General features: G+C 72.0%; 19 protein-coding genes and 1 pseudogene. 15 read left to right on the top strand and 5 right to left on the bottom strand.

Going from position 1 to position 26,884, the window contains the following annotated elements:
• Positions 1–203: 203 nt before the first annotated feature.
• Genes mtrA through ACFYS8_RS31735 form a run of 3 tightly spaced genes read left to right on the top strand, consistent with a single transcriptional unit; the run spans position 204 to position 4,844 of the window.
• Positions 204–881 carry an MtrAB system response regulator MtrA gene (gene mtrA / locus ACFYS8_RS31745; RefSeq protein ID WP_030459579.1) on the top strand — a complete coding sequence of 226 codons (678 nt, stop codon included), beginning with the start codon at positions 204–206 and terminating at the stop codon, positions 879–881.
• A 2-nt stretch (positions 882–883) separates the two neighbouring features.
• The gene (gene mtrB, locus ACFYS8_RS31740) at positions 884–2,992 is read left to right on the top strand and encodes an MtrAB system histidine kinase MtrB (RefSeq protein WP_387647630.1); all 2,109 of its coding nucleotides are present in this window, start codon (positions 884–886) and stop codon (positions 2,990–2,992) included.
• Positions 2,967–4,844 carry an LpqB family beta-propeller domain-containing protein gene (locus tag ACFYS8_RS31735; RefSeq protein ID WP_387647627.1) on the top strand — a complete coding sequence of 626 codons (1,878 nt, stop codon included), beginning with the start codon at positions 2,967–2,969 and terminating at the stop codon, positions 4,842–4,844. The genes mtrB and ACFYS8_RS31735 overlap by 26 nt, the downstream gene beginning before the upstream one ends.
• Here the strand turns inward: ACFYS8_RS31735 and ACFYS8_RS31730 are convergent.
• Positions 4,828–5,616, bottom strand: coding sequence for a ComF family protein (locus ACFYS8_RS31730; RefSeq protein ID WP_387647624.1), 789 nt, complete (start codon positions 5,614–5,616; stop codon positions 4,828–4,830). The genes ACFYS8_RS31735 and ACFYS8_RS31730 overlap by 17 nt on opposite strands.
• A 371-nt stretch (positions 5,617–5,987) precedes the next feature.
• Here ACFYS8_RS31730 and hpf point away from each other — a divergent pair, with 371 nt between their 5' ends.
• A complete protein-coding gene (hpf, locus tag ACFYS8_RS31725) occupies positions 5,988–6,680 on the top strand; it encodes a ribosome hibernation-promoting factor, HPF/YfiA family (protein ID WP_387647621.1) in 693 nt (230 codons plus the stop codon).
• Between the two features lie 225 nt (positions 6,681–6,905).
• Positions 6,906–7,574: pseudogene (locus ACFYS8_RS31720) on the top strand (response regulator); the annotation flags it as partial.
• 18 nt (positions 7,575–7,592) lie between these two features.
• Here the strand turns inward: ACFYS8_RS31720 and ACFYS8_RS31715 are convergent.
• Entirely contained in the window at positions 7,593–8,783 is a 1,191-nt protein-coding gene (locus tag ACFYS8_RS31715; protein WP_387647620.1) for a winged helix-turn-helix domain-containing protein, read from the bottom strand.
• 219 nt (positions 8,784–9,002) lie between these two features.
• On the opposite strand from ACFYS8_RS31715, the gene secA reads away from it, so the two are divergent.
• Complete coding sequence (gene secA / locus ACFYS8_RS31710; RefSeq protein WP_387647617.1) at positions 9,003–11,780, top strand: preprotein translocase subunit SecA; 2,778 nt, start codon at positions 9,003–9,005, stop codon at positions 11,778–11,780.
• A 92-nt stretch (positions 11,781–11,872) separates the two neighbouring features.
• Here secA and ACFYS8_RS31705 read toward each other — a convergent pair whose 3' ends face one another.
• Positions 11,873–12,385, bottom strand: a complete 513-nt coding sequence (locus ACFYS8_RS31705) for an Rv3235 family protein (protein WP_387647614.1) — start codon at positions 12,383–12,385, stop codon at positions 11,873–11,875.
• A gap of 314 nt (positions 12,386–12,699) precedes the next feature.
• Here ACFYS8_RS31705 and ACFYS8_RS31700 point away from each other — a divergent pair, with 314 nt between their 5' ends.
• The 9 genes from ACFYS8_RS31700 to ACFYS8_RS31660 all read left to right on the top strand — a co-directional run bounded on the left by ACFYS8_RS31700 (position 12,700) and on the right by ACFYS8_RS31660 (position 24,497).
• Complete coding sequence (locus ACFYS8_RS31700; RefSeq protein WP_387647611.1) at positions 12,700–13,209, top strand: DUF6912 family protein; 510 nt, start codon at positions 12,700–12,702, stop codon at positions 13,207–13,209.
• 181 nt (positions 13,210–13,390) lie between these two features.
• Positions 13,391–14,578 carry an MFS transporter gene (locus ACFYS8_RS31695; RefSeq protein WP_387647608.1) on the top strand — a complete coding sequence of 396 codons (1,188 nt, stop codon included), beginning with the start codon at positions 13,391–13,393 and terminating at the stop codon, positions 14,576–14,578.
• A 32-nt stretch (positions 14,579–14,610) separates the two neighbouring features.
• Positions 14,611–15,036, top strand: a complete 426-nt coding sequence (locus tag ACFYS8_RS31690) for a heme-binding protein (RefSeq protein WP_387647606.1) — start codon at positions 14,611–14,613, stop codon at positions 15,034–15,036.
• Positions 15,033–15,380, top strand: coding sequence for a nuclear transport factor 2 family protein (locus tag ACFYS8_RS31685; protein ID WP_387647603.1), 348 nt, complete (start codon positions 15,033–15,035; stop codon positions 15,378–15,380). Before ACFYS8_RS31690 ends, ACFYS8_RS31685 begins: the two co-directional genes overlap by 4 nt.
• Positions 15,381–15,385: 5 nt before the next feature.
• Positions 15,386–16,213, top strand: coding sequence for an aldo/keto reductase (locus ACFYS8_RS31680; RefSeq protein ID WP_387647600.1), 828 nt, complete (start codon positions 15,386–15,388; stop codon positions 16,211–16,213).
• 62 nt (positions 16,214–16,275) lie between these two features.
• On the top strand, positions 16,276–16,932 hold the full coding sequence (locus tag ACFYS8_RS31675; protein WP_387647597.1) for an HAD family hydrolase: 657 nt from the start codon (positions 16,276–16,278) through the stop codon (positions 16,930–16,932).
• 91 nt (positions 16,933–17,023) lie between these two features.
• A complete protein-coding gene (gene pruA, locus ACFYS8_RS31670) occupies positions 17,024–18,658 on the top strand; it encodes an L-glutamate gamma-semialdehyde dehydrogenase (RefSeq protein WP_387647664.1) in 1,635 nt (544 codons plus the stop codon).
• 292 nt (positions 18,659–18,950) lie between these two features.
• Positions 18,951–23,891 (top strand): NAD-glutamate dehydrogenase, encoded by a 4,941-nt coding sequence (locus ACFYS8_RS31665; RefSeq protein ID WP_387647594.1) that lies wholly within the window; start codon positions 18,951–18,953, stop codon positions 23,889–23,891.
• Positions 23,892–23,963: 72 nt separating this feature from the next.
• Complete coding sequence (locus tag ACFYS8_RS31660) at positions 23,964–24,497, top strand: hypothetical protein (RefSeq protein ID WP_387647592.1); 534 nt, start codon at positions 23,964–23,966, stop codon at positions 24,495–24,497.
• On the opposite strand, the gene ACFYS8_RS31655 is transcribed toward ACFYS8_RS31660, so the two are convergent.
• Both ACFYS8_RS31655 and ACFYS8_RS31650 read right to left on the bottom strand, forming a co-directional pair.
• The gene (locus ACFYS8_RS31655) at positions 24,448–25,584 is read right to left on the bottom strand and encodes a sensor histidine kinase (RefSeq protein ID WP_387647589.1); all 1,137 of its coding nucleotides are present in this window, start codon (positions 25,582–25,584) and stop codon (positions 24,448–24,450) included. The two genes, ACFYS8_RS31660 and ACFYS8_RS31655, sit on opposite strands and share 50 nt — an antisense overlap.
• The gene (locus tag ACFYS8_RS31650; protein WP_387647661.1) at positions 25,581–26,243 is read right to left on the bottom strand and encodes a response regulator transcription factor; all 663 of its coding nucleotides are present in this window, start codon (positions 26,241–26,243) and stop codon (positions 25,581–25,583) included. Before ACFYS8_RS31650 ends, ACFYS8_RS31655 begins: the two co-directional genes overlap by 4 nt.
• Between the last annotated feature and the right edge of the window lie 641 nt (positions 26,244–26,884).

Genomic DNA, 26,884 nt, shown 5'->3' with positions numbered 1-26,884 from the left:
TGGCGCGGGTGCATCGGGGTGCCCATCGTGCCATGGTGCGCACGCGCACCCCAGAGGTATCCCGTTGCTGATCCGCAACGGTGCGGGCAAGGCCGTCGAGCCGATACCTTTGCGATGGTATGACTGCTTCGGCCGACGGCCGGGGGGCCGGCAACGGAACAGCTGTGCGTCAGGTCACATTCGGGTGATGAGAAGATGGAGCCATGAAGGGACGTGTCCTCGTCGTCGATGACGACACCGCACTGGCCGAGATGCTCGGCATTGTGCTGCGTGGTGAGGGTTTTGAGCCGTTTTTCGTCGCGGACGGGGACAAGGCGCTGGCCGCCTTCCGGGAGACCAAGCCGGACCTCGTGCTGCTCGACCTGATGCTGCCCGGACGGGACGGCATCGACGTATGCCGGCAGATCCGGGCGGAGTCGGGCATCCCGATCGTCATGCTCACCGCGAAGACCGACACGGTCGACATCGTGGTGGGCCTGGAGTCCGGTGCCGACGACTACGTCACGAAGCCGTTCAAGCCCAAGGAACTGGTCGCCCGGGTCCGGGCCCGCCTGCGCCGGGCCGAGGAGCCCACGCCGGAGCAGCTGACCATCGGCGATCTGGTGATCGACGTTGCCGGGCACTCGGTGAAGCGCGAGGGCCGCGGCATCCCGCTGACCCCGCTGGAGTTCGACCTGCTGGTCGCGCTGGCCCGCAAGCCCTGGCAGGTGTTCACCCGCGAGGTGCTGCTGGAGCAGGTCTGGGGCTACCGGCACGCTGCCGACACCCGGCTGGTGAACGTGCACGTGCAGCGCCTGCGCTCCAAGATCGAGAAGGATCCTGAGCGCCCGGAGATCGTGGTCACCGTCCGCGGTGTCGGCTACAAGGCCGGGCCCAGCTGAGGATGAGCGAAGAGCAGGCCGCCTCCTCCCCGTCGGACGAGTTCGCCGGCGGGGAGGCTGCTGTGCGCGGCGACGTGCTGAGTTCCACCACCGGCCGGCCGCGCCGGCGCCGGTGGTGGGCGGCGCTGTTCGCGCCGGTGATCCGGCAGTTCCGGCACCCGGTGGGCCGGGTGCTGGCGCTGTACCGCCGCTCGATCCAGCTGCGGGTGGTCGCGGCGACGCTGCTGCTGTCCTTCGTGGTGGTGCTGGTGCTCGGCGTGGTGGTGGTCGCCCAGGTGCGCACCGGCCTGCTGGAGGCCAAGCAGAAGGCCGCGCACGGGCAGGCCATCGGCGGCTTCCAGATCGAGCAGGACAAGATCAACGAGGCGATCAACCTGCAGGCCAAGGCCGGTGCGACCGCCGACCCGACCCGCGACCAGATCAACGCCTGGCTGACCAAGCAGGTCTCCGACCTGGCGTCCGGCGGCGCCGGCGTCTACTCGGTGATCGCGATCGGGCCCGGCGGCCAGGAGGACAGCGCCGCCAGCGCCGGCCTGCGCGGCAGCGCCCGCTACTCGGGCTCGATCCTGCCCGACTCGATCACCTTCGACATGCGCGCCAAGGTCGCCGCCGAGCCGTCCGTCCCGCACGAGCAGCCGGTCAAGCTGCTCCGCTCGCCGGACAGCCAGGCCAAGCCCGACGACAACAAGGGCCTGGCGATCGGCAAGCAGTTCAGCGGCCCGGACGGCAACCCGTACCAGCTGTACTACGTCTTCTCCTTCTACCAGGAGACCAGCACCCTGAACCTGGTGATGGGGACCCTGGCCACCGCCGGGCTGTTCCTGGTCATCCTGCTCGGCTGCATCGCCTGGCTGGTGGTCCGCCAGGTCGTCACCCCGGTGCGGATGGCCGCCGGAATCTCCGAGCGGCTGGCCGCCGGGCACTTCGACGAGCGGATGAAGGTCACCGGCACCGACGACATCGCCAGGCTCGGCGACTCGTTCAACCGGATGGCCAACGGCCTGCAGGCGCAGATCCGCAAGCTGGAAGAGCTCTCCCGGGTGCAGCGGCGGTTCGTCTCCGACGTCTCGCACGAGCTGCGCACCCCGCTGACCACGGTGCGGATGGCCGCCGACCTGATCTACGACAGCCGCGAGGACCTGGACCCGATGGCGGCCCGCTCGGCGGAGCTGCTCCAGGACCAGCTGGACCGCTTCGAGTCGCTGCTCGCCGACCTGCTGGAGATCAGCCGCTTCGACGCCGGCGCGGCCATCCTGGACGCCGAACCCGTCGACCTGCGCGACATCGTGACCCGCGTCGTGGAGGCCGCCGACCCGCTGGCCCAGGCCAAGGGCAGCGCGGTGCTGATCCGCGGCGGCGAGACCCCGGTGATCGCCGAGGTGGACAGCCGCCGGATCGAGCGCATCCTGCGCAACCTGGTGGTCAACGCCCTGGAGCACGGCGAGGGCCGGGACGTGGTGATCCGGCTCGGCGCGGGGGACGGCGCGGTCGCCGTGGGCGTGCGCGACTACGGCATCGGCCTGAAGCCCGGCGAGGCCTCCCGGGTGTTCCACCGGTTCTGGCGGGCCGACCCGTCCCGGGTGCGCACCACCGGTGGCACCGGCCTCGGCCTGTCCATCGCGGTCGAGGACGCCCACCTGCACGGCGGCTGGCTGCAGGCCTGGGGCGAGCCCGGTGGCGGCTCGCACTTCCGGCTGACCCTGCCGCGCACCCGCGGCGGCGAGATCTCCCGCGCGCCGTTCCGGCTGGAACCGGAGGACTCCCGGCACAACCGCGGCATGTCCTCGGTCGGCGCGCCCTACCGGCGCGCGGTGCGCGGTGGCGGCGAGCCCGCCGCCGTCCCGGAGACCCCGGACACCGGCGAGCGGCACACGTTCGGCTCCGGCCTCGGCGGGGTGCTCAGCATCGGCCCGGGCCTGGGCCGGCCGAGCGCCGCCCCGGTCGCCGACCCGTCGGACGTTCGCGCCGCAGCCGCCGGATACGGGGCCACCGGCGCACAGGTCGTGGTGGACCGCAGCGGCCGCCCGACGCAGCCGGCCCCGTCCGCACCGGACGGCGCCGACACCGATCAGGAGGGGACCACCGGTGCACAGGGACGACAGGACGGCTGAGCGACGGGCGCTTGCCTGGGGCGGGGTCGCACTGCTGGCGGCCGCCGCCACCGGCTGCGTCTCGATGCCCTCCGGCGGCCCGCCGCAGCGCCTGGAGGTGCCGCAGGGCGCCGCCGACGGCGTCCAGGTGCACGTCTACCCGGTCGCCCCGCACAAGGACGAGAGCCCCAGCGACCTGCTGGCCGGCTTCCTCGACTCCTCCAACGCCGACCAGGCCAACTACGACACCGCCAAGCAGTACCTGACCGCGGACGCCGCCAAGCGCTGGCGCCCCGACGCGCAGGTCGTGGTGCTGGCCGAACCCCCCGGGCGGAGCCATTCCGTCCCGGGCCCGGACGCGACCACCATGCCGATCAAAGTCACCGGCACGAGGGTCGCCGAACTCGACGGCTGGCACACCTACCAGCCGCCCCGCTCTCCCGAGTACAAGGAGACCTTCACCTTCGTGAAGGTCGCCGAGGGGCCCGACGCCGGCCAGTGGCGGATCAACGACCTGCCCGACGGCCTGATCGTCGACCTGACCAACTTCAAGAACACCTACAAGCCGGTCCACCGGTACTTCTTCGCCACTCCCGACCCGTCCATCGACCCCGCCCAGCGGAGCGCGGTGCTGGTGCCCGACCCGATCTACCTGCGCCGCCGAATAGACCCGCTCACCGAGGCCGTCCGAGCCACCGCCGAAGGGCCCTCGCAGGGGCTCGCCCCGGTGGTCACCGCCCCGCTCGAAGGCGTCAAGGTGCTCAGCGCCACCGTCGGCGACAACCGGATCGCCTCGGTCAAGGTGGACGGCGTCGAGCTCGGGAAGTACCAGGACGGCTGCAAGCAGCTGGCCAAGCAGTTCTTCCAGACCCTGGCCGACCAGCAGGGCAAGCTCGACCGGCTCGACCTGTCCTCGCCCAAGGGTGGCTGCTCGGTCGGCAGCGCCGAGGCCGCGGCGGTCGCGCCGGGCTTCCTGGCCGGTGGCGAGAACGGCATGCAGGCGTACATCCAGCTGGCCAACGGCCGGCTGACCCGTTACAGCCAGTCCGGCGGGGACGCCGCCCAGACCGCCGGGCCGCTCCCTTCGGTCGCCGGGGTGCTCGGCCAGCCCGCGCAGGGCAACCAGCCGAAGCCGGGCGAGCTCGCCGTCCGCCGGGACGGCGGCGCCGTGGCGGTGATCGACAAGGACGGCCGCAACCTGTACCAGGTCGATCTGGCCAAGTCCGGCAAGTACGGCGAACCGATCGTCTCCAGCCGCGCCCCGCAGGGCCTGGCCTCGCCCAGCTGGGACGGCCAGGGGAGCCTGTGGCTGGTCGACCGTGACCCGGCCGCGTCCCGGGTGCTGATGGTGCGCGAGCCCGTCGTCGTCCCGGTGACGGTGGAGGGGCTGGACAAGCGCTCCGTGCAGGCGCTGCGGATCTCCTCCGACGGCACCCGGGTCGCGCTGCTGCTGCGGGGCTCCGACGGAAAGACCACGCTGTGGCTCGGCCTGGTGACGCACGGCGGCACCCCCGCCACCCCCACCGCCCGGATCACCGGGCTGCGCCAGCTCGCCCCGCAGCTCACCGAGGTCGCCGCCGTCTCCTGGAGCGACACCGACCAGCTGGTGGTGCTCGGCAAGGAGGCCGACCGGCTGCAGCAGCTGCACTTCCTGGGCACCGACGGCTCGCAGTCCACCGACTCCCCGCTGCAGGGCGGCGAGTCGATGACGGCGCTGTCCGCCACCGAGGCCCGGGTGCAGGCCGACCAGGCCGGCCCGGCGGTGCTTGCCGCGTCCGGCAACGGCGTGTACCGGCTGAAGGACAACCAGTGGCACGCGGTGACCAGCACGGACACGAAAGACACGCCCGTGGCGTTCATCTACCCGGGCTGAGACCGGCCTCCCCGGCTTCCCCGGCCGGCGCGCCGCGTCGGCCGGGTCCGGAGCCGCGCCTGGCCGCCGCTGCCACGGTGGCCGCCGCCCGCGGCGGGCAGCCTGCCGCGCGCAGCGCCCGGGCCGCCTCGGCGAGGCTCGCGCCGGTGGTGACCAGGTCGTCCACCAGCACCAGCCGGTGCCCCGTCAGCCGGCCGGCCAGTCGGGCCGGGACGGTCAGTGCCTCGTGCAGATTGCGGTGCCGCTCGGCCGCGCCCAGGCCCGCCTGGTCGGCGACCGGCCGGGACTGCCGCAGCACCGGGGCGACCAGCGTGGCCACCCCGCCCCGGCGCAGTTCGCGGGCGGCGGCGCGGGCCAGCCGCAGCATCGGATCGTGGCCGCGGGCCCGGGTGGCGGCGCGCGCGGAGGGCATCGGCACCAGCAGCAGCGGGGCGGCGCCCGCGCCGGTGGCGGAGCGGACGGCGGCGGCCAGCGCGCAGCCGAGCGGGGCGGCCAGCCGCAGCGCGCCGCGTTCCTTGTGGGCGAGCAGCAGTTGGCGCACCGGCCCGGCGTAGGGGGCGGCGGCGTGCACCGGCGGTAGGCCGGGTGGTGGGCGCATCGGCCCGGCCGGCCCGGCGCCGGTGCCGTCGAGCAGGGCCCGGCAGGGCGGGCAGAGCGCGGTGCGGCCGTCGCCGCAGCCGGCGCAGCGGGCGGGGATCAGCAGGTCGAGCAGGGCGGCGAGGACCGGTGCGGGGCCGGATCCGGGCCGGTGGGCGGTGCTGCGGCTCGTCACGGAAACCCCTCCGGAACCCTCGCCGGGCGGCGACTTCAGCCATACGGTGGGCGGTGTCAGGCGTGTTGTCCAGCCGTTTACCACTGTTTCACCCGTAGGAGGGTAAACAGGGGGGAACAGCCGGGCCGTCGACCGCTCGTCGGTACGTTCGTTCGACTGGGGAGGCGAGATTCCCCCGTGAGGTGTTGCATAAGGGCTCCAGGGGTTTCGAACGCTCCTGGTGGGGAGGAAGTGAGGTAAGGGGCCGGCGGTTCTCGCGGGTCTCCCGGGCAGTGTTCCGGGGGCGGGCGGTGGCCGGCCGGTCCGGCTGGGTCTCACGCCGGTCCGGGACGCACTCCGGGCCGGTCAGTACCAAGGGATCGGAGTTCTGCGTGGACATCGTCGTCAAGGGCCGCAAGACCGAGGTGCCCCAGAGGTTCCGCGAGCACGTGGCCGAGAAGCTGGAGAAGGTCCAGAAGTTCGACGCCAAGGCGATCAGCCTGGACGTCGAGGTGTCCAAGGAGCACAACCCGCGGCAGGCCGACCGTTCCGACCGGGTGGAAATCACCCTCCGCAGCCGGGGCCCGGTGATCCGGGCCGAGGCGTCCGCCAACGACCCGTGGGCCGCGCTCGACCTGGCCTCGGCGAAGTTGGAGGCGCAGCTGCGCAAGTCCGCCGACCGCCGCCGGGTGCAGAAGGGCGGCACCAACGGGCGCGGCCCGCTGAGCGTCGCCGCCGCCACCGCCGTGCTGGCCGAACCGCCCTCGACGGAGGCCGCCGAGGGCGTGAACGGCACGATCCGCAAGACGCTGGCGGGCAGCCTCGAGGTGGAGGGGGACGGGCCGCTGGTGGTCCGCGAGAAGACCCACTCGGCCGCGCCGATGTCGCTGGACCAGGCGCTGTACGCGATGGAGCTGGTGGGCCACGACTTCTACCTGTTCCAGGAGAAGGACAGCGGGCTGCCGAGCGTGGTCTACCGCCGGCACGGCTACCACTACGGCGTGATCCACCTGAAGGAGGACCAGGCCGCGGCGGCCGACTTCGCCGGGGCCGGGGGCGCGATCAACGGCCCCGACGAGGAGTGAGTGGCGGCCGCGTCCGCCGAATGACAGAAGTGGTGACCCCGGTGGCCGTGAACGGCCGCCGGGGTCACCGGCGTTCGGGGAGTCACCCAGCCGGGCGGTTCGGCGGCACAGGGTGATCTCAGGTCGTCCGGGGCGTGGAATGATGAGCGCGTCACGTGACCGGAGGCGGGGGAGGACCGGATGGGGGAGAGCCTGGGCGCGGAGGACGCCGGCTACCCGCCGCGACGCGCGGAGCCGATCCGGGTGCTGGTGGTGGACGATCACGCGCTGTTCCGCCGCGGCCTGGAGATCGTGCTCGCCGAGGAGGAGGACATCCGGGTCATCGGCGAGGCGGGGGACGGCGCGGAGGCCGTACTGAAGGCCGCCGACCTGCTGCCCGACATCATCCTGATGGACGTCCGGATGCCCCGGCGCAGCGGCATCGAGGCGTGCACCGCGATCAAGGACGTGGTGCCCAGCGCCAAGATCATCATGCTGACGATCAGCGACGAGGAGGCCGACCTCTACGAGGCGATCAAGGCGGGGGCGACCGGCTACCTGCTGAAGGAGATCTCCACCGACGAGGTGGCCACCGCGATCCGCGCGGTGGCCGACGGCCAGTCGCAGATCAGCCCGTCGATGGCGGCCAAGCTGCTGACCGAGTTCAAGTCGATGATCCAGCGCCGTTCCGACGACCGGGAGCTGGTGCCCGCGCCCCGGCTGACCGACCGGGAGCTGGAGGTGCTCAAGCTGGTGGCCACCGGGATGAACAACCGGGAGATCGCCAAGGAGCTGTTCATCAGCGAGAACACCGTGAAGAACCACGTGCGCAACATCCTGGAGAAGCTGCAGCTGCACTCCAGGATGGAGGCCGTGGTGTACGCGATGCGTGAAAAGATCCTCGAAATAGGCTGAGTGAACGCCGATGGCCCGTCAGGCCAGCAGCTTCTCCAGCTCCGGCCGCAGCGCCTCGTCGTCCAGCCGCTCCACCCGGACGTCCGAGCAGCCCACCCACTCGGCGGCCTCGCGCAGCGCCTCGGCGAGGGCGGGTACCGAGCGGGGGCCGTCCAGCGAGACCTGCCGGGCCACCAGGGTGGCGCCCTCGCGGGCCGGGTCGACCCGGCCGACCAGCCGGCCGCCGGCCAGCAGCGGCATCGCGAAGTAGCCGTGCACCCGCTTGTGCTTGGGGGTGTACGCCTCCAGGCGGTGGGCCATGCCGAAGATCCGCTCGGTGCGGGGCCGGTCCCAGATCAGCGAGTCGAACGGGGAGAGCAGGGTGGTGCGGTGCCGTCCGCGCCCCGCGGCGGAGCCGCTCGTCGACCCAGCGGTCTCCAGCGCCGCTGGGTCGGCCCAGGCCGGGGCGGACCAGCCCTCCACCGCGACCGGGACCAGGCCGGAGGCGGGCAGTGCCGCGTCCAGCTGGGCGCCCTTGAGGCGGTGGTAGTCCATCAGGTCGGCGCGGGTGGCCACTCCGAGCGCGGCGCCGGCCTGTGCGACCAGGCGCTCCAGGCACTCGGCGTCCGTCAGGTCCTGCTCGAACAAATCGCCGGGGACCGCCCGTTCGGCAAGGTCGTAGACCCGCTTCCAGCCGCGCCGCTCGGTGACCACCACGTCGCCGAAGGCCAGTGCGCGCTCCACCGCGATCTTGGTGTCGGACCAGTCCCACCACTCGGCGGTCTTCTTCGCCCCGCCGAGGCCGGTCGAGGTCAGCGGGCCCTCGGCGCGCAGCTGGGCGAGCACCTGCGCGTACACCTCCTCGGAGACCTGGTGGCCCCAGACCCGGCCCTTGATCCGGTTGGCGCGGCGGCGGAAGGCGAACAGCGGCCACTCCTCGATCGGCAGGATGCAGGCGGCGTGCGACCAGTACTCGAAGGTCGTTCCGCGCCCCCAGTACGCCTGCTCGACCGGGCGACGGCCGACCGCGCCGAGCCGGGCGTACGGCACCAGTTCGTGCGAGCGGGCGAGCACCGAGATGGTGTCGAGCTGGACGGCGCCGAGCAGGCGCAGCACGCCGCGGGCGCCCGCGCGGCGGTCGGGGGAACCGAGCAGTCCCTGGGCGCGCAGCGCGAGCCGGCGGGCGTGGTCGGCGGAGATCCGGACGGTCGGGGCAGGGGTCGCGGCCATGGGGCGAGGCTAGGGGAGGGCACTGACAGTGCGGCCACGCCCGAGCGCTTTGACCGTTTGTACCCTGCTTCGGGCGATGTGCGCCCAGGGGTGACACAGGAATAGCGTGCTGACGGACCTCCCGGGCGCTCGGGCTCCTCGCATACGATGGCCCGTACGGTGGGGTGGACTCCCCACCGGCAGTCATCCAGAGCCGAATGAGGCAAGGAGCCCGCTCACGTGTCCGTCTTCGACAAGATCCTGCGCGCAGGCGAGGGCAAGATCCTCCGCAAGCTGCAGCGGATTGCCGCCCAGGTCAACTCGATCGAAGAGGACTTCGTCAACCTCACCGACGACGAGCTGCGCGCACTGACCGACGAGTACAAGGCCCGGCTCGCCGACGGGGAGAGCTTGGACGACATCCTCCCCGAGGCCTTCGCGACCGTTCGCGAGGCCGCCAAGCGAGTGCTCGGACAGCGTCACTACGACGTGCAGATCATGGGTGGCGCCGCGCTGCACCACGGTCACGTCGCCGAGATGCGCACCGGCGAGGGCAAGACCCTCGTCGGCACGCTGCCCGCGTACCTGAACGCCCTCACCGGCAAGGGCGTGCACCTGATCACCGTCAACGACTACCTCGCCGAGCGCGACTCGGAGTGGATGGGCCGGGTGCACCGCTTCCTCGGCCTCGAGGTGGGCGTGATCCTGGCGAACATGACGCCGGCCGAGCGCAAGCGCCAGTACGGGATGGACATCACGTACGGCACGAACAACGAGTTCGGCTTCGACTACCTGCGCGACAACATGGCGTGGTCGCAGGACGAACTGGTGCAGCGCGGCCACAACTTCGCGATCGTCGACGAGGTCGACTCGATCCTGATCGACGAGGCCCGTACCCCGCTGATCATCTCCGGTCCGGCGGACCAGGCCACCAAGTGGTACAGCGATTTCGCCAAGCTGGTGCAGCGCCTGAAGATCGAGCGCGACTACGAGGTCGACGAGAAGAAGCGCACCGTCGGCATCCTCGAGGACGGTGTCAGCCGGGTCGAGGACTACCTGGGCATCGACAACCTCTACGAGTCGGTGAACACCCCGCTGGTCGGCTTCCTGAACAACGCCATCAAGGCGAAGGAGCTGTACAAGCGGGACAAGGACTACGTCGTGATCAACGGCGAGGTCATGATCGTCGACGAGCACACCGGCCGCATCCTGGCCGGCCGCCGCTACAACGAGGGCATGCACCAGGCGATCGAGGCCAAGGAAGGCGTCGAGGTCCAGAACGAGAACCAGACGCTGGCCACCATCACCCTGCAGAACTTCTTCCGCCTGTACGACAAGCTGTCCGGCATGACCGGTACCGGCACCACCGAGGCGGCCGAGTTCCACCAGATCTACAAGCTCGGTGTGGTCCCGATCCCGACCAACAAGACCCCGCTGCGGATCGACCAGCCGGACCTGATCTACAAGTCCGAGCCGGCCAAGTTCGCCGCCGTGGTCCAGGACATCGCCGAGCGCCACGAGAAGGGCCAGCCCGTGCTGGTCGGCACCGTGTCGGTGGAGAAGTCCGAGTACCTGTCGCAGGAGCTGCGCAAGCGCGGCATCCCGCACGAGGTGCTGAACGCCAAGCACCACGAGCGCGAGGCGCAGATCGTCGCGCAGGCCGGCCGCAAGGGCGCCGTCACCGTCGCCACCAACATGGCCGGCCGCGGCACCGACATCATGCTCGGCGGCAACCCCGAGCACCTGGCCGCCGCCGAGCTGGCGCAGCGCGGTATCACTCCGGAGGACACCCCGGAGGAGTACGAGGGCGCGATGCCGGCCGCGATGGAGAAGGCCAAGCTCGCGGTCAAGGCGGAGCAGGTGGAGGTGCAGGAGATCGGTGGCCTGTACGTCCTGGGCACCGAGCGCCACGAGTCCCGCCGGATCGACAACCAGCTGCGCGGCCGCTCCGGCCGTCAGGGCGACCCGGGCGAGTCCCGGTTCTACCTGTCGCTGGGCGACGACCTGATGCGCCTGTTCAAGGCCGGCATGGTCGAGCGCGTGCTCTCCATGGCGAACGTCCCCGAGGACGTGCCGATCGAGTCGAAGATGGTCACCCGCGCCATCGCCTCCGCGCAGACCCAGGTCGAGCAGCAGAACTTCGAGATCCGCAAGAACGTCCTCAAGTACGACGAGGTCCTCAACCGCCAGCGCGAGGTCATCTACGGCGAGCGCCGCCGCGTCCTGGAGGGCGAGGACCTGCAGGAGCAGGTCGGCCACTTCATGGACGACACCGTCGCCGCGTACGTCAACGCCGCCACCGGCGAGGGCTTCGAGGACGACTGGGACCTCGACAAGCTGTGGACGGCCCTCAAGCAGCTCTACCCGCTCGAGCTGGACCTCGACGAGCTGGAGGAGGACGCCGCGGAGAACGGCGGCCTCACCCCGGAGTACCTCACCAAGGTCATCCAGGAGGACATCGCCGCCGCCTACGGCAAGCGCGAGGACCAGCTCGGCGACCAGATCATGCGCGAGCTGGAGCGCCGGGTCGTGCTGTCGGTGCTGGACCGCCGCTGGCGCGAGCACCTCTACGAGATGGACTACCTGCAGGAGGGCATCGCGCTGCGCGCCTACGCCCAGCGCGACCCGCTGGTCGAGTACCAGCGCGAGGGCTTCGACCTGTTCTCCGCGATGATGGAGGGCATCAAGGAGGAGTCCGTCGGCTACCTGTTCAACCTGGAGGTCCAGGTCGAGCAGCAGGTCGAGGAGGTGCCGGTGCCGGACGACGAGCAGGTGCTGCTCGAGAAGCTGGAGAAGGACGCCACCGTCCCCGCCGCCCGCCCGGAGATCCGCGCCAAGGGCCTGGAGGCCCCCGAGCGCAAGAAGCTGCACTACACCGCCCCGTCCGACGAGGTCGGCGGCGGCGTGGTCGAGGGCGACTTCGACGAGGACGGCCTGGTGCCCGACGGTGACGGCCTGACCCGGGCCGAGCGCCGCAAGGCGGCCAAGGCCGCGAAGGGCCGGCGTCGCAAGAGCTGACCGGCAGCACGCGTCCGACGGGGCGTCACCTCCTTTCCGGGGGTGGCGCCCCGCGGCGTTTCCCCGGGTGCTCAGGCGCACTCGGCAGGTGTTCAGCGGGCCTCGACGGCGGTGCACTGCCACTGGCCGGTGCGGGTGTGCAGTTCCAGCCGGAACGCCAGCATGTGGTGCCGGGGCCCGAGTTCGATCCGGACGCAGGCCTCCACCGCGCCCGGCGCGGGCGCCGAGTCGTGCACATGGCCCAGCCGCGGCTGCCAGGACCGCCCGCGCGGGCGGAGCGGGCCGCTGCGGGTGAGTGCCGCGAGCTGGTGGAAGCCCGGCAGCGTGGTGTGCCGCTGCAGCTGGTGCACCGGGCGCACCCCGCACAGCACCTCCACCAGGCGGCGGGCGAAGCGGGCCGCCAGCTCGCTGTGCCCCGTCCGGGTCGGTGCCGGGCTGCGCGGCCGGGCCGGGCGTCCGCCGTCGCAGGCCGCCCGCGGGCTGCGGACGGTCCGGACCGCGTCGCCGGCCGGGTGCGGGTGGCGGACCGGGCGGCGGGCGGAGTGCACCGGATGGACCAGCGGGCGGATGCGGGGGCCGGGCGTCCGGGTGAGCTGCTCGGTCATCGGGGCCTTCTCGGGCGTCGGGGCGTGGGGGCCGGTGAGTCGGGTGTGCCGGACCTTGTTATCGGGCCCGCAGGGGCAGGCCCAAGGCGGGTCGCGCGCCCGCGAGGCGGCCGGAAAATCCACTCGTGCGGGTGGTGTTCGCGGGGGCGGAAGGGGCCCGGCGGGCCCGGCCGGTCGCGGAGTTGACGCACGGTCGGCGGCCGGGCGGCACCAAGGGGGACACCGCCCCTCCCCTGACCGGCCCAGCGCGGAACCGGCGGCCGCGGGCTGCGTATTCTTGACCCGTCGCACTGTGACCGAGGAAGGTGCCCCCCATGCGCGTGTACGTGCCCACCACGTTGAACGACCTGACGGTGGCGCACCCCGAGGGGGTCCTGGAGCAGAGCGTCGCGTACGCGGTGACTCCGGCGCTTCGCGAGTGGTACGTCAGCGACGACATGGAGGAGCTGGAGTACGCGGCCCTCAACCGGGCGGCGCTGTCCTCGATCCGGCTGCTGGCCGCCGACCCGAAGGCGGCGCGGCGGCGCGTCGTGGTGGCCGTCGAGGTCGCCGACTCCGCGGTGTCGCCGTTCCCGGGCGACGAGTACCAGGACCAGGCCTCGCTGGGCCGGGTGGTGCTGGCCGGCCCGATCCGGCTGGTGAAGGCCGCCTCGGTGCACGCCGACGACGCGGACGCGGACGTGGAGGCCGACGTGGCCGCCGCGGCCGACGCGATCGCCGCCGCCGACCAGGGCGACCAGGACGCGCAGTTCACCGTGGACGGCGCGGAGGACCACGAGCTGCTCTGGTTCGCCACCCAGGAGATCCCCGGTCTGATCGGCTGATCTTTCGCTCCAGGACCCCGTCACGGCCACCCGGCCGGGGCGGGGTCCTCGCGTTTCCGCGCCCATTGCACCGACCACCCCGTACAAGGCGTCTGCAATCATTGCGCTTGCAAGAAGATGCGTCTGCAATTATTGTCGGAGCACGTAAGGCGCATCCGCAATCGCATGGAGGTCGGCAGTCATGCCTCTCGCGCTCCTCGCCCTGGCCATCGGGGCGTTCGGCATCGGAACCACCGAGTTCGTGATCATGGGCCTGCTGCCCGAGGTCGCCTCGGACTTCGGGGTGACGATCCCCACCGCCGGCCTGCTGGTCACCGGCTACGCGATCGGCGTGGTCGTCGGCGCACCGCTGATGACCGTGCTCGGCACCCGGATCAGCCGCAAGCGGATGCTGATGCTGCTGATGGTCCTGTTCACCGTCGGGAACCTGTTCTCGGCCCTCGCGCCGAACTTCGGGGCGATGCTGGTCGGGCGGATCGTCGCCTCGCTCGCCCACGGCGCGTTCTTCGGCATCGGGTCGGTGGTCGCCGCCGAGCTCGTCGCGCCGGAGAAGAAGGCCGGGGCGATCGCCACCATGTTCACCGGGCTGACGGTCGCCAACATCGTCGGCGTGCCGCTCGGCACCTTCGTCGGCCAGAGCGTCGGCTGGCGGGCCACCTTCGCGGTCGTCGCCGCGCTCGGCGTGATCGGACTGCTCGGCATCGCCAAGCTGGTGCCGGACCTGCCCCGGCCCGAGGGCGCGCGCCTGCGCCGGGAGCTGGCCGCGTTCCGCAACGTGCAGGTGGTGCTGGCGATGGCGATGACCGTCCTCGGCTTCGGCGGCGTGTTCGCCGCGATCACCTACATCGCGCCGATGATGACCGACGTCGCGGGCTTCTCGGCAGGCGCGGTGCCGTGGCTGCTGGTGCTGCTCGGCGTCGGCATGTTCCTCGGCAACCTGCTGGGCGGCCGGTTCGCCGACCGCCGGCTGATGCCGATGCTGTTCACCACCCTCGGCGGCCTGGCCCTCGCCCTCGCCCTGTTCACCGTCACCGCGCACAACGAGATCACCGCCGCGGTCACCCTGCTGGTGATCGGCGCCCTCGGCTTCGCCACCGTGCCGCCGCTCCAGAAGCGGGTCCTCGACCAGGCGCACGGCGCGCCGACGCTGGCCTCGGCCGTCAACATCGGAGCATTCAACCTGGGCAACGCGCTCGCCGCGTGGCTCGGCGGCGCCGTCATCTCGGCCGGATTCGGCGCGACCGCACCCAACTGGGTGGGCGCGGCGCTGGCCGGCTCCGCCCTGCTGCTGGCCTTCGTCTCGGCCGGCCTGGAGCGCCGCGAGGCGGCGGCCCCCGCGGCCGTCCCCGCTCCCGCGCTGAACCACTGATCCACCCTCACTCCCCGTACCGGAGAAGCACCATGAGCACCACCCTCACCACCACCCCGCTCACCACCACCGACGCCGAGACCCTGATCGTCGCCGCCCGCGCCGCCGCCGAGGCGGCCGGGGTCGCGGTCAGCGTCACCGTCCTGGACGCGGGCGGGCACCTGCTGGCGTTCCGCCGCGACGACCGGGCCGTGCTGATCTCCGGCGAGACCAGCACCCGCAAGGCGTACACCGCGCTCCAGCTGAACGCGCCGACCGCCGACCTGGTCGACCTGGTCAAGCCGGACGGCCCGTTCCACTCGCTGCCGACCGCGCTGGACCGTCCCCTGCTGTTCATCGCCGGCGGCGTCCCGGTGCACCGCGACGGCCGGCTGATCGGCGCCCTCGGCGTCGGCGGCGGCGCCCCCGAGCAGGACCACGGGTTCGCCACGACCGCGCTGCGGGAGCTCGACCGGTGAGCGCCCGCACCCCGCAGGAGGTGTTCGCCGAGCACGGCCGGCGCCTCGCCACCGGCGACCTCGACCTGATCGCCCAGAGCTACACCGAGGACGCCGTGTTCCTGACGCCCGACGGCGTCCGCACCGGCCGCGGCGGCGTCAAGCAGGTCATCGGCCGGCTGCTCGCCGAACTCCCCGACGCCGAATGGCAGCTCACCCCGCTGTTCGCCGACGACCTGCTGTTCCTCCGCTGGAGCGCCGCCACCGCCACCCGGCAGGTGACCGACGGAGTCGACACCTTCGTCTTCCGGGACGGCCTGATCCGCGCCCAGACCCTGAACTACACCCTCACCGAAAAGGCTTGATCCGCATGACCGTCCCCACTGTCACCCTCAACAACGGCGTCGAGATGCCGCAGCTCGGCTTCGGCGTCTTCCAGGTCCCGGACGAGGAGACCACCGCCGCCGTCGCCACCGCGCTGGAGGCCGGCTACCGCAGCATCGACACCGCCGCGATCTACGGCAACGAGCGCGGCGTCGGCAAGGCGCTGGCCGCGTCCGGGCTGCCGCGCGAGGAGCTGTTCATCACCACCAAGCTGTGGAACGCCGACCAGGGCTACGACGCGACCCTGCGGGCCTTCGACGCCAGCCTCGACAAGCTCGGGCTGGAGACCGTCGACCTGTACCTGATCCACTGGCCCACCCCCGCCCGGGACCTCTACCTCGACTCCTGGCGGGCGATCGAGCGCCTCGCCGCCGACGGCCGGATCCGCGCCGCGGGCGTCTCCAACTTCCAGCCCGCGCACCTCACCCGGCTGATCGAGAACGGCGGCCTGGTGCCCGCCGTCAACCAGGTCGAACTGCACCCCGGCCTCCAGCAGGCCGAACTGCGGGCCTTCCACGCCGAGCACGGCATCGCCACCGAGGCCTGGAGCCCGCTCGCCCAGGGCGCCGTGCTGGGCGATCCGGCGATCACCGCGATCGCCGGGCGCACCGGCAAGTCCGCCGCCCAGGTGGTGCTGCGCTGGCACCTCCAGCTCGGCAACCTGGTCATCCCGAAGTCCGTCACCCCGGCCCGGATCCGGCAGAACCTCGACGTCTTCGACTTCACCCTGACCGACGAGGAAATGGCCGCGATCGCCGCCACCGACCGCGGCCTGCGCACCGGCCCGAACCCGGACGAGTTCAACGCTGCCTGATCCGGCCGGCCCGGGCCCGGGGTTCCGAACGGGATTCCGGGCCCCGGCCGTACCCTTGGCGGGTGCGTACACACATAGTCTGGGACTGGAACGGCACCCTGCTGTCGGACATGCCGGCGGTGCTGGGGGCCAGCAACGCGGCGCTCTCGCTGGTCGGGATCGCGCCGATGTCGCTGGAGGAGTACCGGGCGCAGTACGAGATCCCGGTCCCGCGGTTCTACCACCGGCTGCTGGGGCGGATGCCGAGCCGGGACGAGTGGCTGGAGCTGGACGACGCGTTCCACGTCAAGTACCTGGAACTGTTCCCGAGCTGCGGGCTGACGCCGGGCGTGGAGGAGCTGCTGACGGGGTGGGCGGCGGGTGGGCGCAGCCAGTCGGTGCTGTCGATGTACGAGCACGAGAAGCTGGTGCCGGCGGTGGACGCGTTCGGCCTGACCAGGCACTTCGTGCGGGTGGACGGACGGCGTGGGGATTCCGGCGGGCGCAAGGCGGAGGAGCTGGCGGGGCACCTGGCGGCGCTGGACGGGGAGATCGACCGGCAGCGCACCGTGCTGATCGGGGACGCGGCGGACGACGCGCACGCGGCGCTGTCGCAGGGCATCAAGTCGGTGCTGTGGACGGGCGGCTCGCACACCCGGGAGAAGCTGGTGCACGTCGGCGTGCCGGTGGTGGATTCGCTGGCGGAGGCCGTCGCGGTGGCCGAGGAGCTGTCGCGCTAGGCGTGTCACGGCACGTCAACGCGGGTACGCGCGTTCACCCTGGGAGGGGAACAGCACGCACCACCGTACGGAGCAGTTGAGCAGCATGCCGATCGACGCGGTCACCACCGTCCCCACACCCGTCAACGAGCCGTCGCGGGAGTACGCGCCGGGCAGTCCCGAGCGGGCCCGGCTGCTGCGGGTCGCGGACCTGCTGGCCGGGCAGTACACGACGCTGTCGATGACCGTCGGCGGCCGGCAGCGGATCGGCGGCGGGGAGCGGATCGAGGTGGCGCAGCCGCACCACCACGCGGCGAAGCTCGGCGTGCTGGGCAACGCGACCGCCGCCGACGTGCGGGCCGCGGTGGACGCGGCGCTGGCGGCCGCGCCGGAGTGGCGGGGCCTGTCGTTCGACGACCGGGCGGCGGTGTTCCTGCGCGCCGCCGACCTGCTGGCCGGGCCGTGGCGCGAGACGCTGGCCGCCGCCACCGTGCTGGGCCAGTCGAAGTCCGTGCAGCAGGCCGAGCTCGACGTGTGCGAGCTGGTCGACTTCTGGCGGTTCAACGTGCGGTTCGCCCGGCAGATCCTGGCCGAGCAGCCGATCTCCGGCCCCGGGGTGTGGAACCGCGCCGACCACCGCCCGCTGGAGGGCTTCGTCTGCGCGATCACCCCGTTCAACTTCACCGCCGTCGCCGGCAACCTGCCGACCGCGCCCGCCCTGATGGGCAACACGGTGGTGTGGAAGCCCGCACCGGCGCAGATGCTGGCCGCGCACTTCCTGATGCGGCTGCTGGAGGAGGCCGGCCTGCCGCCCGGCGTGGTCAACCTGGTCACCGGCGACGGGCAGGCGGTGACCGAGGTGGCGCTGCGGGACCCGGCGCTGGCCGGGCTGCACTTCACCGGCTCCACCGCCACCTTCCAGCACCTGTGGCGGGAGATCGGCCGCAGCATCGGCCACTACCGCAGCTACCCGCGGATCGTCGGTGAGACCGGCGGCAAGGACTTCCTGATCGCCCACCCCTCCGCCGACCCGGCCGTGCTGCGCACCGCGATGCTGCGCGGCGCGTTCGAGTACCAGGGCCAGAAGTGCTCGGCACTGTCCCGGGCGTACGTGCCGCGCAGCCTGTGGCGGCGGATCAAGGACGACTTCCTCGGCGAGGTGGACGCGCTGACCGTCGGCGACGTCACCGACCTGAGCAACTTCATGGGCGCGCTGATCGACGAACGCGCGTTCGCGCGCAACCGCGATGCGATCGAGCGCGCCAAGGCCGACCCGCAGGTGGAACTCCTCGCGGGCGGCCAGTACGACGACGCGATCGGGTGGTTCGTCCGGCCGACCGTGCTGCTCGGCGGCGCCCGGCGCGGCGAGATCTTCTCCACCGAGTACTTCGGGCCGATCCTGGCCGTCCAGGTGTACGAGGACACCCGCTGGGAGGAGGCGCTGGACCGGGTCGACGCGGCCGCCCCGTACGGCCTGACCGGCTCGGTGATCGCGCAGGACCGGCGGGCCATCGCGCAGGCCGTGGAGCGGCTGCGGTTCACCGCCGGAAATCTGTACGTCAACGACAAGCCGACCGGAGCGGTGGTCGGACAGCAGCCGTTCGGCGGCGGCCGGGCGTCCGGCACCAACGACAAGGCGGGCGCGGCGCAGAACCTGCTGCGCTGGACGTCCACCAGGTCGATCAAGGAGACGTTCACCCCGCCGACCGACTACGTGCACCCGCACATGGAGTGGTCACCCGAGTGACGTACAGGACGCCCGGACGGCTTTGGACAAGGTGTCCAGGAAGGAACGATCTTCGTCCGGGATTGTGCCTCCATGTCCCCTGACACCCTGGTGCCGCCACGTTAGGCTGGCTGGCGTCGCCGGTTTCGGTCAGGCAGGCCAAACGACTTGTCGTACCCGGGTTGAGCGCGACTCATGCGTGACATGAGCGCTTTTCCACCTGGTGCGCGGGAGGATTTGCCGATGGGGCCCGGCGGTGCACCCACCGTCATCACCGAGTCACGCAACGGCGCGCGACAGGAGCCAAACAGCTATGCAGACCAAGCTGGACGCAGCCAAGGCCGACCTGCTCAAGAAGGCAGCAGCAGCCGCTGAGAACAGCCAGGTGGGGGGAGCGGCGCCCGGCGAAGGGCTGAGCAACGGCGCTCTGGCCGCCTACCTGCACCACTACTACCTCCACACGGCCCCCGAGGACCTGATCAACCGGGACCCGGTGGACGTCTACGGTGCCGCGGCCTCCCACTACCGGCTGGGCCTCAAGCGCCCGCAGGGCACCGCCGAGGTCCGGGTGTACACCCCGACCGTGGAGGAGAACGGCTGGTCCTGCGGCCACACCGTGGTCGAGGTCGTCACCGACGACATGCCGTTCCTGGTCGACTCGGTCACCAACGAGCTGACCCGCCTGAACCGCGCCATCCACCTGGTCGTGCACCCGCAGCTGGCGGTCCGCCGCGACCTCACCGGCAAGCTGCTGGAGATCCTCGACACCGACGCGTGCAACCGCGCGCAGGCCGCCGGCGCCGAGTGGCCCGCGGACGCCGTGATCGAGTCCTGGATGCACATCGAGATCGACCGCGAGACCGCCCGCGAGGACCTGCGCGAGATCGAGACGGGCCTGCGCCGCGTGCTGGGCGACGTCCGCGAGGTCGTCGAGGACTGGACGAAGATGCGCGACTCCGCGCTCCGTCTGGCCGACGAGCTCGCCGAGCAGCCCCCCGCGCACCTGCCCGAGCAGGAGGTCGGCGAGGCCTGGGAGCTGATGCGCTGGCTGGCCGACGAGCACTTCACCTTCCTCGGCTACCGCGAGTACGACCTGGTCGAGCACAAGGGCGAGGAGGTGCTCAAGGCGGTCGCCGGCACCGGCCTCGGCATCCTGCGCGCCGACCCGCTCAGCCACGACGTGGACCACCACCCGGTCTCCGAGGCCTTCGGCCGGCTCTCCGCCCCCGTGCGCGCCAAGGCGCACGAGAAGAAGCTGCTGATCCTCACCAAGGCCAACAGCCGGGCCACTGTGCACCGCCCCGCGTACCTCGACTACGTCGGCGTGAAGAAGTTCAACGCGGCCGGCGAGCCGATCGGCGAGCGCCGCTTCCTCGGTCTGTTCTCCTCCGCCGCCTACACCGAGTCGGTCACCCGGATCCCCGTGGTGCGCCGCAAGGTGCAGGAGGTCATGGACGGCGCCGGCTTCTCCGGCGAAAGCCACGACGGCCGCGACCTGCTCCAGATCATGGAGACCTTCCCGCGCGACGAGATGTTCCAGACCGCCGCCGCCGAGCTGCAGTCCGTCGCCACCAGCGTGCTGTACCTGCAGGAGCGCCGCCGGCTGCGGCTGTTCCTCCGTCAGGACGAGTACGGCCGCTACTTCTCGGCGTACGTCTACCTGCCGCGCGACCGCTACACCACCCGCATCCGGCTCGCCCTGATGAGCATCCTCAAGGAGGAGCTGGACGGCGACACCATCGACTACACGGTGTACGCCACCGAGTCGGTGCTGACCCGCCTGCACTTCGTGGTCCGGGTCGCCCCCGGCAACGAGCTGCCGCAGCTGTCCGACGCCGACATCGAGCGGATCGAGAACCGGCTCGCCGAGGCCGCCCGGTTCTGGATGGACGGCTTCAACGACCAGCTGCAGACCGAGTTCGGCGAGGAGCACGCCGCCGAGCTGGGCCACAAGTACGCCACCGCCTTCCCCGACGGCTACCGCGCCGACTACTCGCCGCGCACCGCCGTCGCCGACCTCAAGCAGATCGAATCGCTCACCGGCGAGGGCGACTTCCGCCTGAACCTGTACCAGCCGGTCGGCGCGGGCGACGACGAGCGCCGCTTCAAGATCTACCGGGTGGGCGGCCCGATCTCGCTCACCGAGGTCCTGCCGGTCCTGCAACGCCTGGGCGTCGAGGTGCTCGACGAGCACCCGTACGCGCTGCGCCGCACCGACGGCACCACCGCGTGGGTGGTCGACTTCGGTCTGCGCCTGCGCGAGGGCACCGACCTCACCGAGGAGGACCGCGAGCGCTTCCAGGACACCTTCGCGGCGACCTGGCGCGGCCAGGCCGAGAACGACCGCTTCAACGAGCTGGTCCTCACCGCCAAGCTGACCTGGCGTCAGGCCGTGGTGCTGCGCGCCTACGCGAAGTACCTGCGGCAGGCGGGCTCCACGTTCTCCCAGGACTACATGGAGGACGCGCTCCGCAACAACACCCACACCACCCGGCTGCTGGTCAACCTGTTCGAGGCCCGGCTCTCGCCGAGCCACCGCTCCGGCGGCGACGAGCTGACCGACGCCATCCTGGAAGAGCTGTCCGGCGCCCTCGACGAGGTCGTGTCGCTGGACGAGGACCGCATCCTGCGCTCCTTCCTGCACCTGATCAAGGCCACCCTGCGGACCAACTTCTTCCAGCACGACGCCGAGGGCAACTGGCACTCGTACGTGTCGATGAAGTTCGACCCCAAGGCCATCCCGGACCTGCCCGCGCCGCGCCCCGCCTTCGAGATCTGGGTGTACTCGCCCCGGGTCGAGGGCGTCCACCTGCGCTTCGGCAAGGTCGCCCGCGGTGGTCTGCGCTGGTCCGACCGGCGTGAGGACTTCCGCACCGAGATCCTCGGCCTGGTCAAGGCCCAGATGGTCAAGAACACCGTCATCGTGCCGGTCGGCGCCAAGGGCGGCTTCGTCGCCAAGCAGCTGCCGGACCCGTCGGTGGACCGCGACGCGTGGCTGGCCGAGGGCATCGCCTCGTACAAGACCTTCATCTCGGCGCTGCTCGACATCACCGACAACCTGGTCGCCGGCGAGGTCGTGAACCCGGTCGACGTGGTCCGCCACGACGAGGACGACACCTACCTGGTGGTCGCCGCCGACAAGGGCACCGCGACGTTCTCCGACATCGCCAACGGTGTCGCCCAGGAGTACGGCTTCTGGCTCGGCGACGCGTTCGCGTCCGGCGGCTCGGCCGGCTACGACCACAAGGGCATGGGCATCACCGCCCGCGGCGCGTGGGAGTCCGTCAAGCGCAACTTCCGCGAGCTCGGCGTCGACACCCAGTCCGAGGACTTCACCGTCATCGGCATCGGCGACATGTCCGGCGACGTGTTCGGCAACGGCATGCTGCTGTCCGAGCACATCCGCCTGGTCGCCGCTTTCGACCACCGGCACATCTTCCTCGACCCGAACCCGGACGCGGCCGCCTCGCACGCCGAGCGCCAGCGCCTGTTCAACCTGCCGCGCAGCTCCTGGGACGACTACGACAAGTCGCTGATCTCGGCCGGCGGCGGCGTGTTCCCGCGCTCCGCCAAGTCGATCCAGCTGTCCGCCCAGGTCCGCGAGGTGCTCGGCATCGAAGCGGCCAAGCTGACCCCCGCCGAGCTGATGAAGGCCATCCTGCAGGCCCCCGTGGACCTGTTCTGGAACGGCGGCATCGGCACCTACGTGAAGGCCTCCACCGAGACCAACGCGGAGGTCGGCGACAAGGCCAACGACCCGATCCGGGTCAACGGCACCGACATCCGCGCCCGCGTCATCGGCGAGGGCGGCAACCTCGGCTGCACCCAGCTCGGCCGGATCGAGTTCGCCTCGCACGGCGGCCCGCAGTCCAGCGGCGGCTGGATCAACACCGACGCCATCGACAACTCGGCCGGCGTGGACACCTCGGACCACGAGGTGAACATCAAGATCCTGCTCAACCAGGTGGTCGCCGACGGCGACATGACGGTCAAGCAGCGCAACACCCTGCTCGCCGAGATGACCGACGAGGTCGGCCGCCTGGTGCTGCGCAACAACTACGCGCAGAACGTGGTGCTGGCCAACGCCGTCGCGCAGGCCGCCAGCATGGTCAACGTGCACGCCCGCATGATCAACCGGCTGGAGTCCAACGGACAGCTCGACCGGGCGCTGGAGTTCCTGCCCACCGAGAAGCAGATCCGTGAGCGCCAGCAGGCCGGCCGCGGCCTGTCCCAGCCCGAGCTGTCGGTGCTGCTGGCCTACACCAAGATCACCCTCGCCGAGGAGCTGCTCGCCACCGACCTGCCCGACGACCCGTACTTCCGGGACGTGCTGCACCAGTACTTCCCGTCCGCGCTGCGGGCCCGGTTCGCCGAGCAGATCGACAACCACCCGCTGCGCCGGGAGATCATCACCACGCTGATCGTCAACGACACGATCAACCGCGGTGGCTGCACCTTCGCGTTCCGCCTCCGCGAGGAGACCGGCGCGACGATGGAGGAGATCGCCCGCACCCACGCCGCCGCCCGCGCGGTGTTCGGCCTGGAGCAGCTCTGGGACCAGGTCGAGGGCCTCGACAACCAGGTCGGCGCCAAGATCCAGACCACCATGCGGCTGCACGCCCGCCGCCTGGTCGAGCGCGCCACCCGCTGGATGCTGGGCAACCGCCGCCAGCCGCTCGACATCGCCGGCACCATCGCGTTCTTCCACGACCGGGTCAACCAGGTCTGGGACTCGCTGCCCAAGCCGCTGCGCGGCGAGGACCTCGCCTGGTACGAGTCGGTGTACCAGAGGCTGTCCTCGGCCGGTGTGCCGGAAGACCTGGCCGGCCGGATGGCCGGACTGTCCTCCGCGTTCCCGACCCTCGACATCGTCGGTGTCGCGGACCGCTCGGACGCGGACGTGATGGAGGTCGCCGAGCTGTACTACGACCTCGGCGACCGCCTGGAGATCAGCCACCTGCTCGACCGGATCATCGAACTGCCGCGCACCGACCGGTGGTCCTCGATGGCCCGCGCCGCGATCCGCGAGGACCTGTTCGCCGCGCACGCCGCGCTCACCTCCGACGTGCTGGCCGCCGGACCGGCCGGATCCAGCCCCGAGGAGCGCTACACCGAGTGGGCCGAGCTCAACGGCAACCTGCTCGGTCGGGCCCGCACCACCCTCGACGACATAAGGGGTTCGGACAACTACGAGCTGTCCAGCCTCTCGGTCGCCATGCGGGTCATCCGCACCCTGCTGCGCGCCGGTCGCTGACCGCACCACCCCGAAGGGGTCCCGGGCAACCCGCCCGGGGCCCCTTCGGGCGTTCCCGGCACAATGACCCGCATGAGCGATTCCGCGTTCGACCGGCTCACGGACCTGCTCGGCGAACCCGACAGGCAAGCGCCGCACGGCAGTTGGGACGCTGCCGAGACCTACCTCGGGGTCCGGTTGCCGAGCGGCTACAAGACCTTCGTGGACCGCTGGGGCCCCGGCACCCTGGACAGCTTCCTCACCGTCCTCGGACCGGTCGACGGCACCGCGGACGAGGCCCGCGGGCTGTGGGGGGTGTGGTACGGCTCGCAGCCCGGCCAGACACGCAACCACGACATCGACCCGTTCCCGTACCACCCCGAGCCCGGCGGGCTGATCGGCTGGGGGGTCGACAAGTACGGCGGCGCCTGGTTCTTCCTCGCCCAGGGCCCCGACCCGGACCGCTGGCCGATCGCCGTGGTCAGCGACACCGGCCAGTGGTACGCCACCCGCGGCACCTTCCCCGAGTTCCTGCTGCGCTGCCTGGAACGCGAGAACTACCCGCTGTTCCTCGACATCACCTGGCCGCGACCGCAGCCCCACTACCTGCCGTACCGGGCAGACTGAGCACCACCGTCAACCCACCGTCCGGGTTGCCCGCCAGCCGCAACTGTCCGCCGTGTGCCTCGGTGACCGCCGCGACGATCGCCAGCCCCAGGCCGTGTCCGCGCCGCACCGGGCCGCGCTGTGCCGTCCGGCCGCTGCCGCGCAGGAACGGCTCGGTGAGCGTGGCGACCACCGAACTGTCCAGCACCGGGCCGGAGTTGCGCACCGTCAACTGCACCCTGCCCGGATGCTGCCGGTCCGGGCCGGTGGCCAGCTCCACCCGGCCGCCGGACGGCAGGTTGTGCCGGACGGCGTTCTGCAGCAGGTTCACCGCCGCCTGCCGCAGCAGCACCTCGTTGCCGGCGGCCGGGGCCGCGGACAGCTCCGCACTGACGGCCACCCCCAGCTCCGCGGCCTCCGCGGCCACCGCCGCCAACGCCTCGCGGGCCGGCGCGGACAGCTCCACCGGCGCCGACTCCGGGACGCGGTGCGGGAGTTCGGCGAGCTGCAGCAGCGCCTCGGTGACCTCGATGCCGCGCCGGTTGGTGTCCAGCAGCCGGTCCACCAGCCGCGGCCAGTCCTGCCCCGCCGGGTCGGCCGCCGCCACCTGCAGCATCGTCCGGTTGATCGCCAGCGGCGTCCGCAGCTCGTGCGAGGCGTTCGCCGCGAAACGCTGCTGCGCGTCGAACGCCCGCTCCAGCCGGGCCAGCATCTCGTCGAACGCGTCCGCGAGCTCGGTGAACTCGTCCCGCGGCCCCGCCAACGCGATCCGGTGCCCCAGATCCCCGTCCGACGCCCGCCGCGCCGCCGCCGTCACCTCCTGCAACGGCCGCAGCACCCGCCCCGCCACCAGCCAGCCGCCCACCATCCCCACCGTCGTCAGCACCGCCAGCGCGTACGCCTCCGCCGTGAGCAGCGAGCGCAGGATCTCCTGCCGCGACGGGGCGTCCGAGCGGTAGCGCGGATTCGCCGACGTCAACGGGTAGTTGGGGACGTACTTCATGCCGACGTACACCACGCCCAGGCAGAGCGCGCCGGTGGTCACGGTGAACAGCGTGTAGCTCAACGTCAGCCGCAGCCGGGCGGTCAACCGGCGCGGGCGGCTCACGCCGCGTCCAGGCGGTAGCCGACACCCGGCACGGTGTGGATCACCCACGGCTCACCGAGACGCTTGCGCAGACCCGAGATGGTGATCCGCACCGCGTTGGTGAACGGATCCGCGTGCTCGTCCCAGGCCCGCTCCAGCAGATCCTCCGCGCTCACCACCCCGCCGCGCGCCGCCATCAGCACCTCCAGCACCGCGAACTGCTTGCGCGGCAACGCCACATACCGCCCGTCCCGGAACACCTCGCGCCGGAACGGATCCACCCGCAGCCCCGCGAACTCCAGCACCGGCGGCGCGGACTGCTCCGGCCGACGGGCCAACGACCGCAGCCGCACCACCAGCTCGGCCAGGTCGAACGGCTTGGTCAGATAGTCGTCCGCGCCCAGCTCGAACCCCGCCACCTTCTGATCCAGCCGCGACGCCGCCGTCAGCATCAGCACCCGGCAGCCCAGCCCCGCCGCGACGATCCGCCGGCACACCTCGTCACCCGACACCCCCGGCAGGTCCCGGTCCAGCACCACCACGTCGTACCGGTGCACCCCCAACCGCTCCCACGCCGCCTCGCCGTCCCCCGCCACGTCGCACGCGATCGCCGCCAACCGCAACCCCGCCTGCACCGCCTCGGCGAGGTACACCTCGTCCTCCACCACCAGCACCCGCACGCACAGCTCCGCTCCTCGACGATCGAACATCCATTGAACCGGACCCCGCATGTCGAAAACGTATGCCCGCCACCCGCTGCGCGAGGCCGGCGCGGGAACCGGGGGCAGGCCGGGGTGGCCGGTCCGGCGGTACCCGCTGCGCGGGGTGGCCGGGGGGATGCGGTGGGTGTCGAAGACGTATGCCTGCCTCCACCGCCCGCTGCGCGGGGCCGGTGCGGGTGTTTTGTGTGCCGCTGCGCGGGGCGGCCGGGGGGATGCGGTGGGTGTCGGATACGTATGCCCGCCACCCGCTGCGCGGGGCCGGCGCGAGAACCGGGGGGGGGCAGGCCGGGGTGACCGGTCCGGCGGTACCCGCTGCGCGGGGCGGCCGGGGGCGGTGGGTGTCGAAGACGTATGCCTGCCTCGACCGCCCGCTGCGCGGGGCTGGCGCGGGTGCTTCGTGTGCCGCTGCGCGGGGCGGCCGGGGGGATGCGGTGGGTGTCGAAGACGTGTGCCCGCCCTCACCACCCGCTGCGCGCGGCTGGCGCGGGTGCTTCGTGTGCCGCTGCGCGGGGCGGCCGGGGGCGGCGGGTGTCGAAAACGTATGCGGAAACGCAGACGCCCTCGCAACACCGCCCGCCCTGCAATGGAGCCCGGAAGCA

This window comes from Kitasatospora sp. NPDC004615 (assembly GCF_042873545.1).
In the GTDB taxonomy this organism is placed as follows: Bacteria; Actinomycetota; Actinomycetes; order Streptomycetales; family Streptomycetaceae; genus Kitasatospora.
Note: the sequence above shows the minus strand (reverse complement) of the source record. Positions and strands in the feature narration are given on the sequence as shown.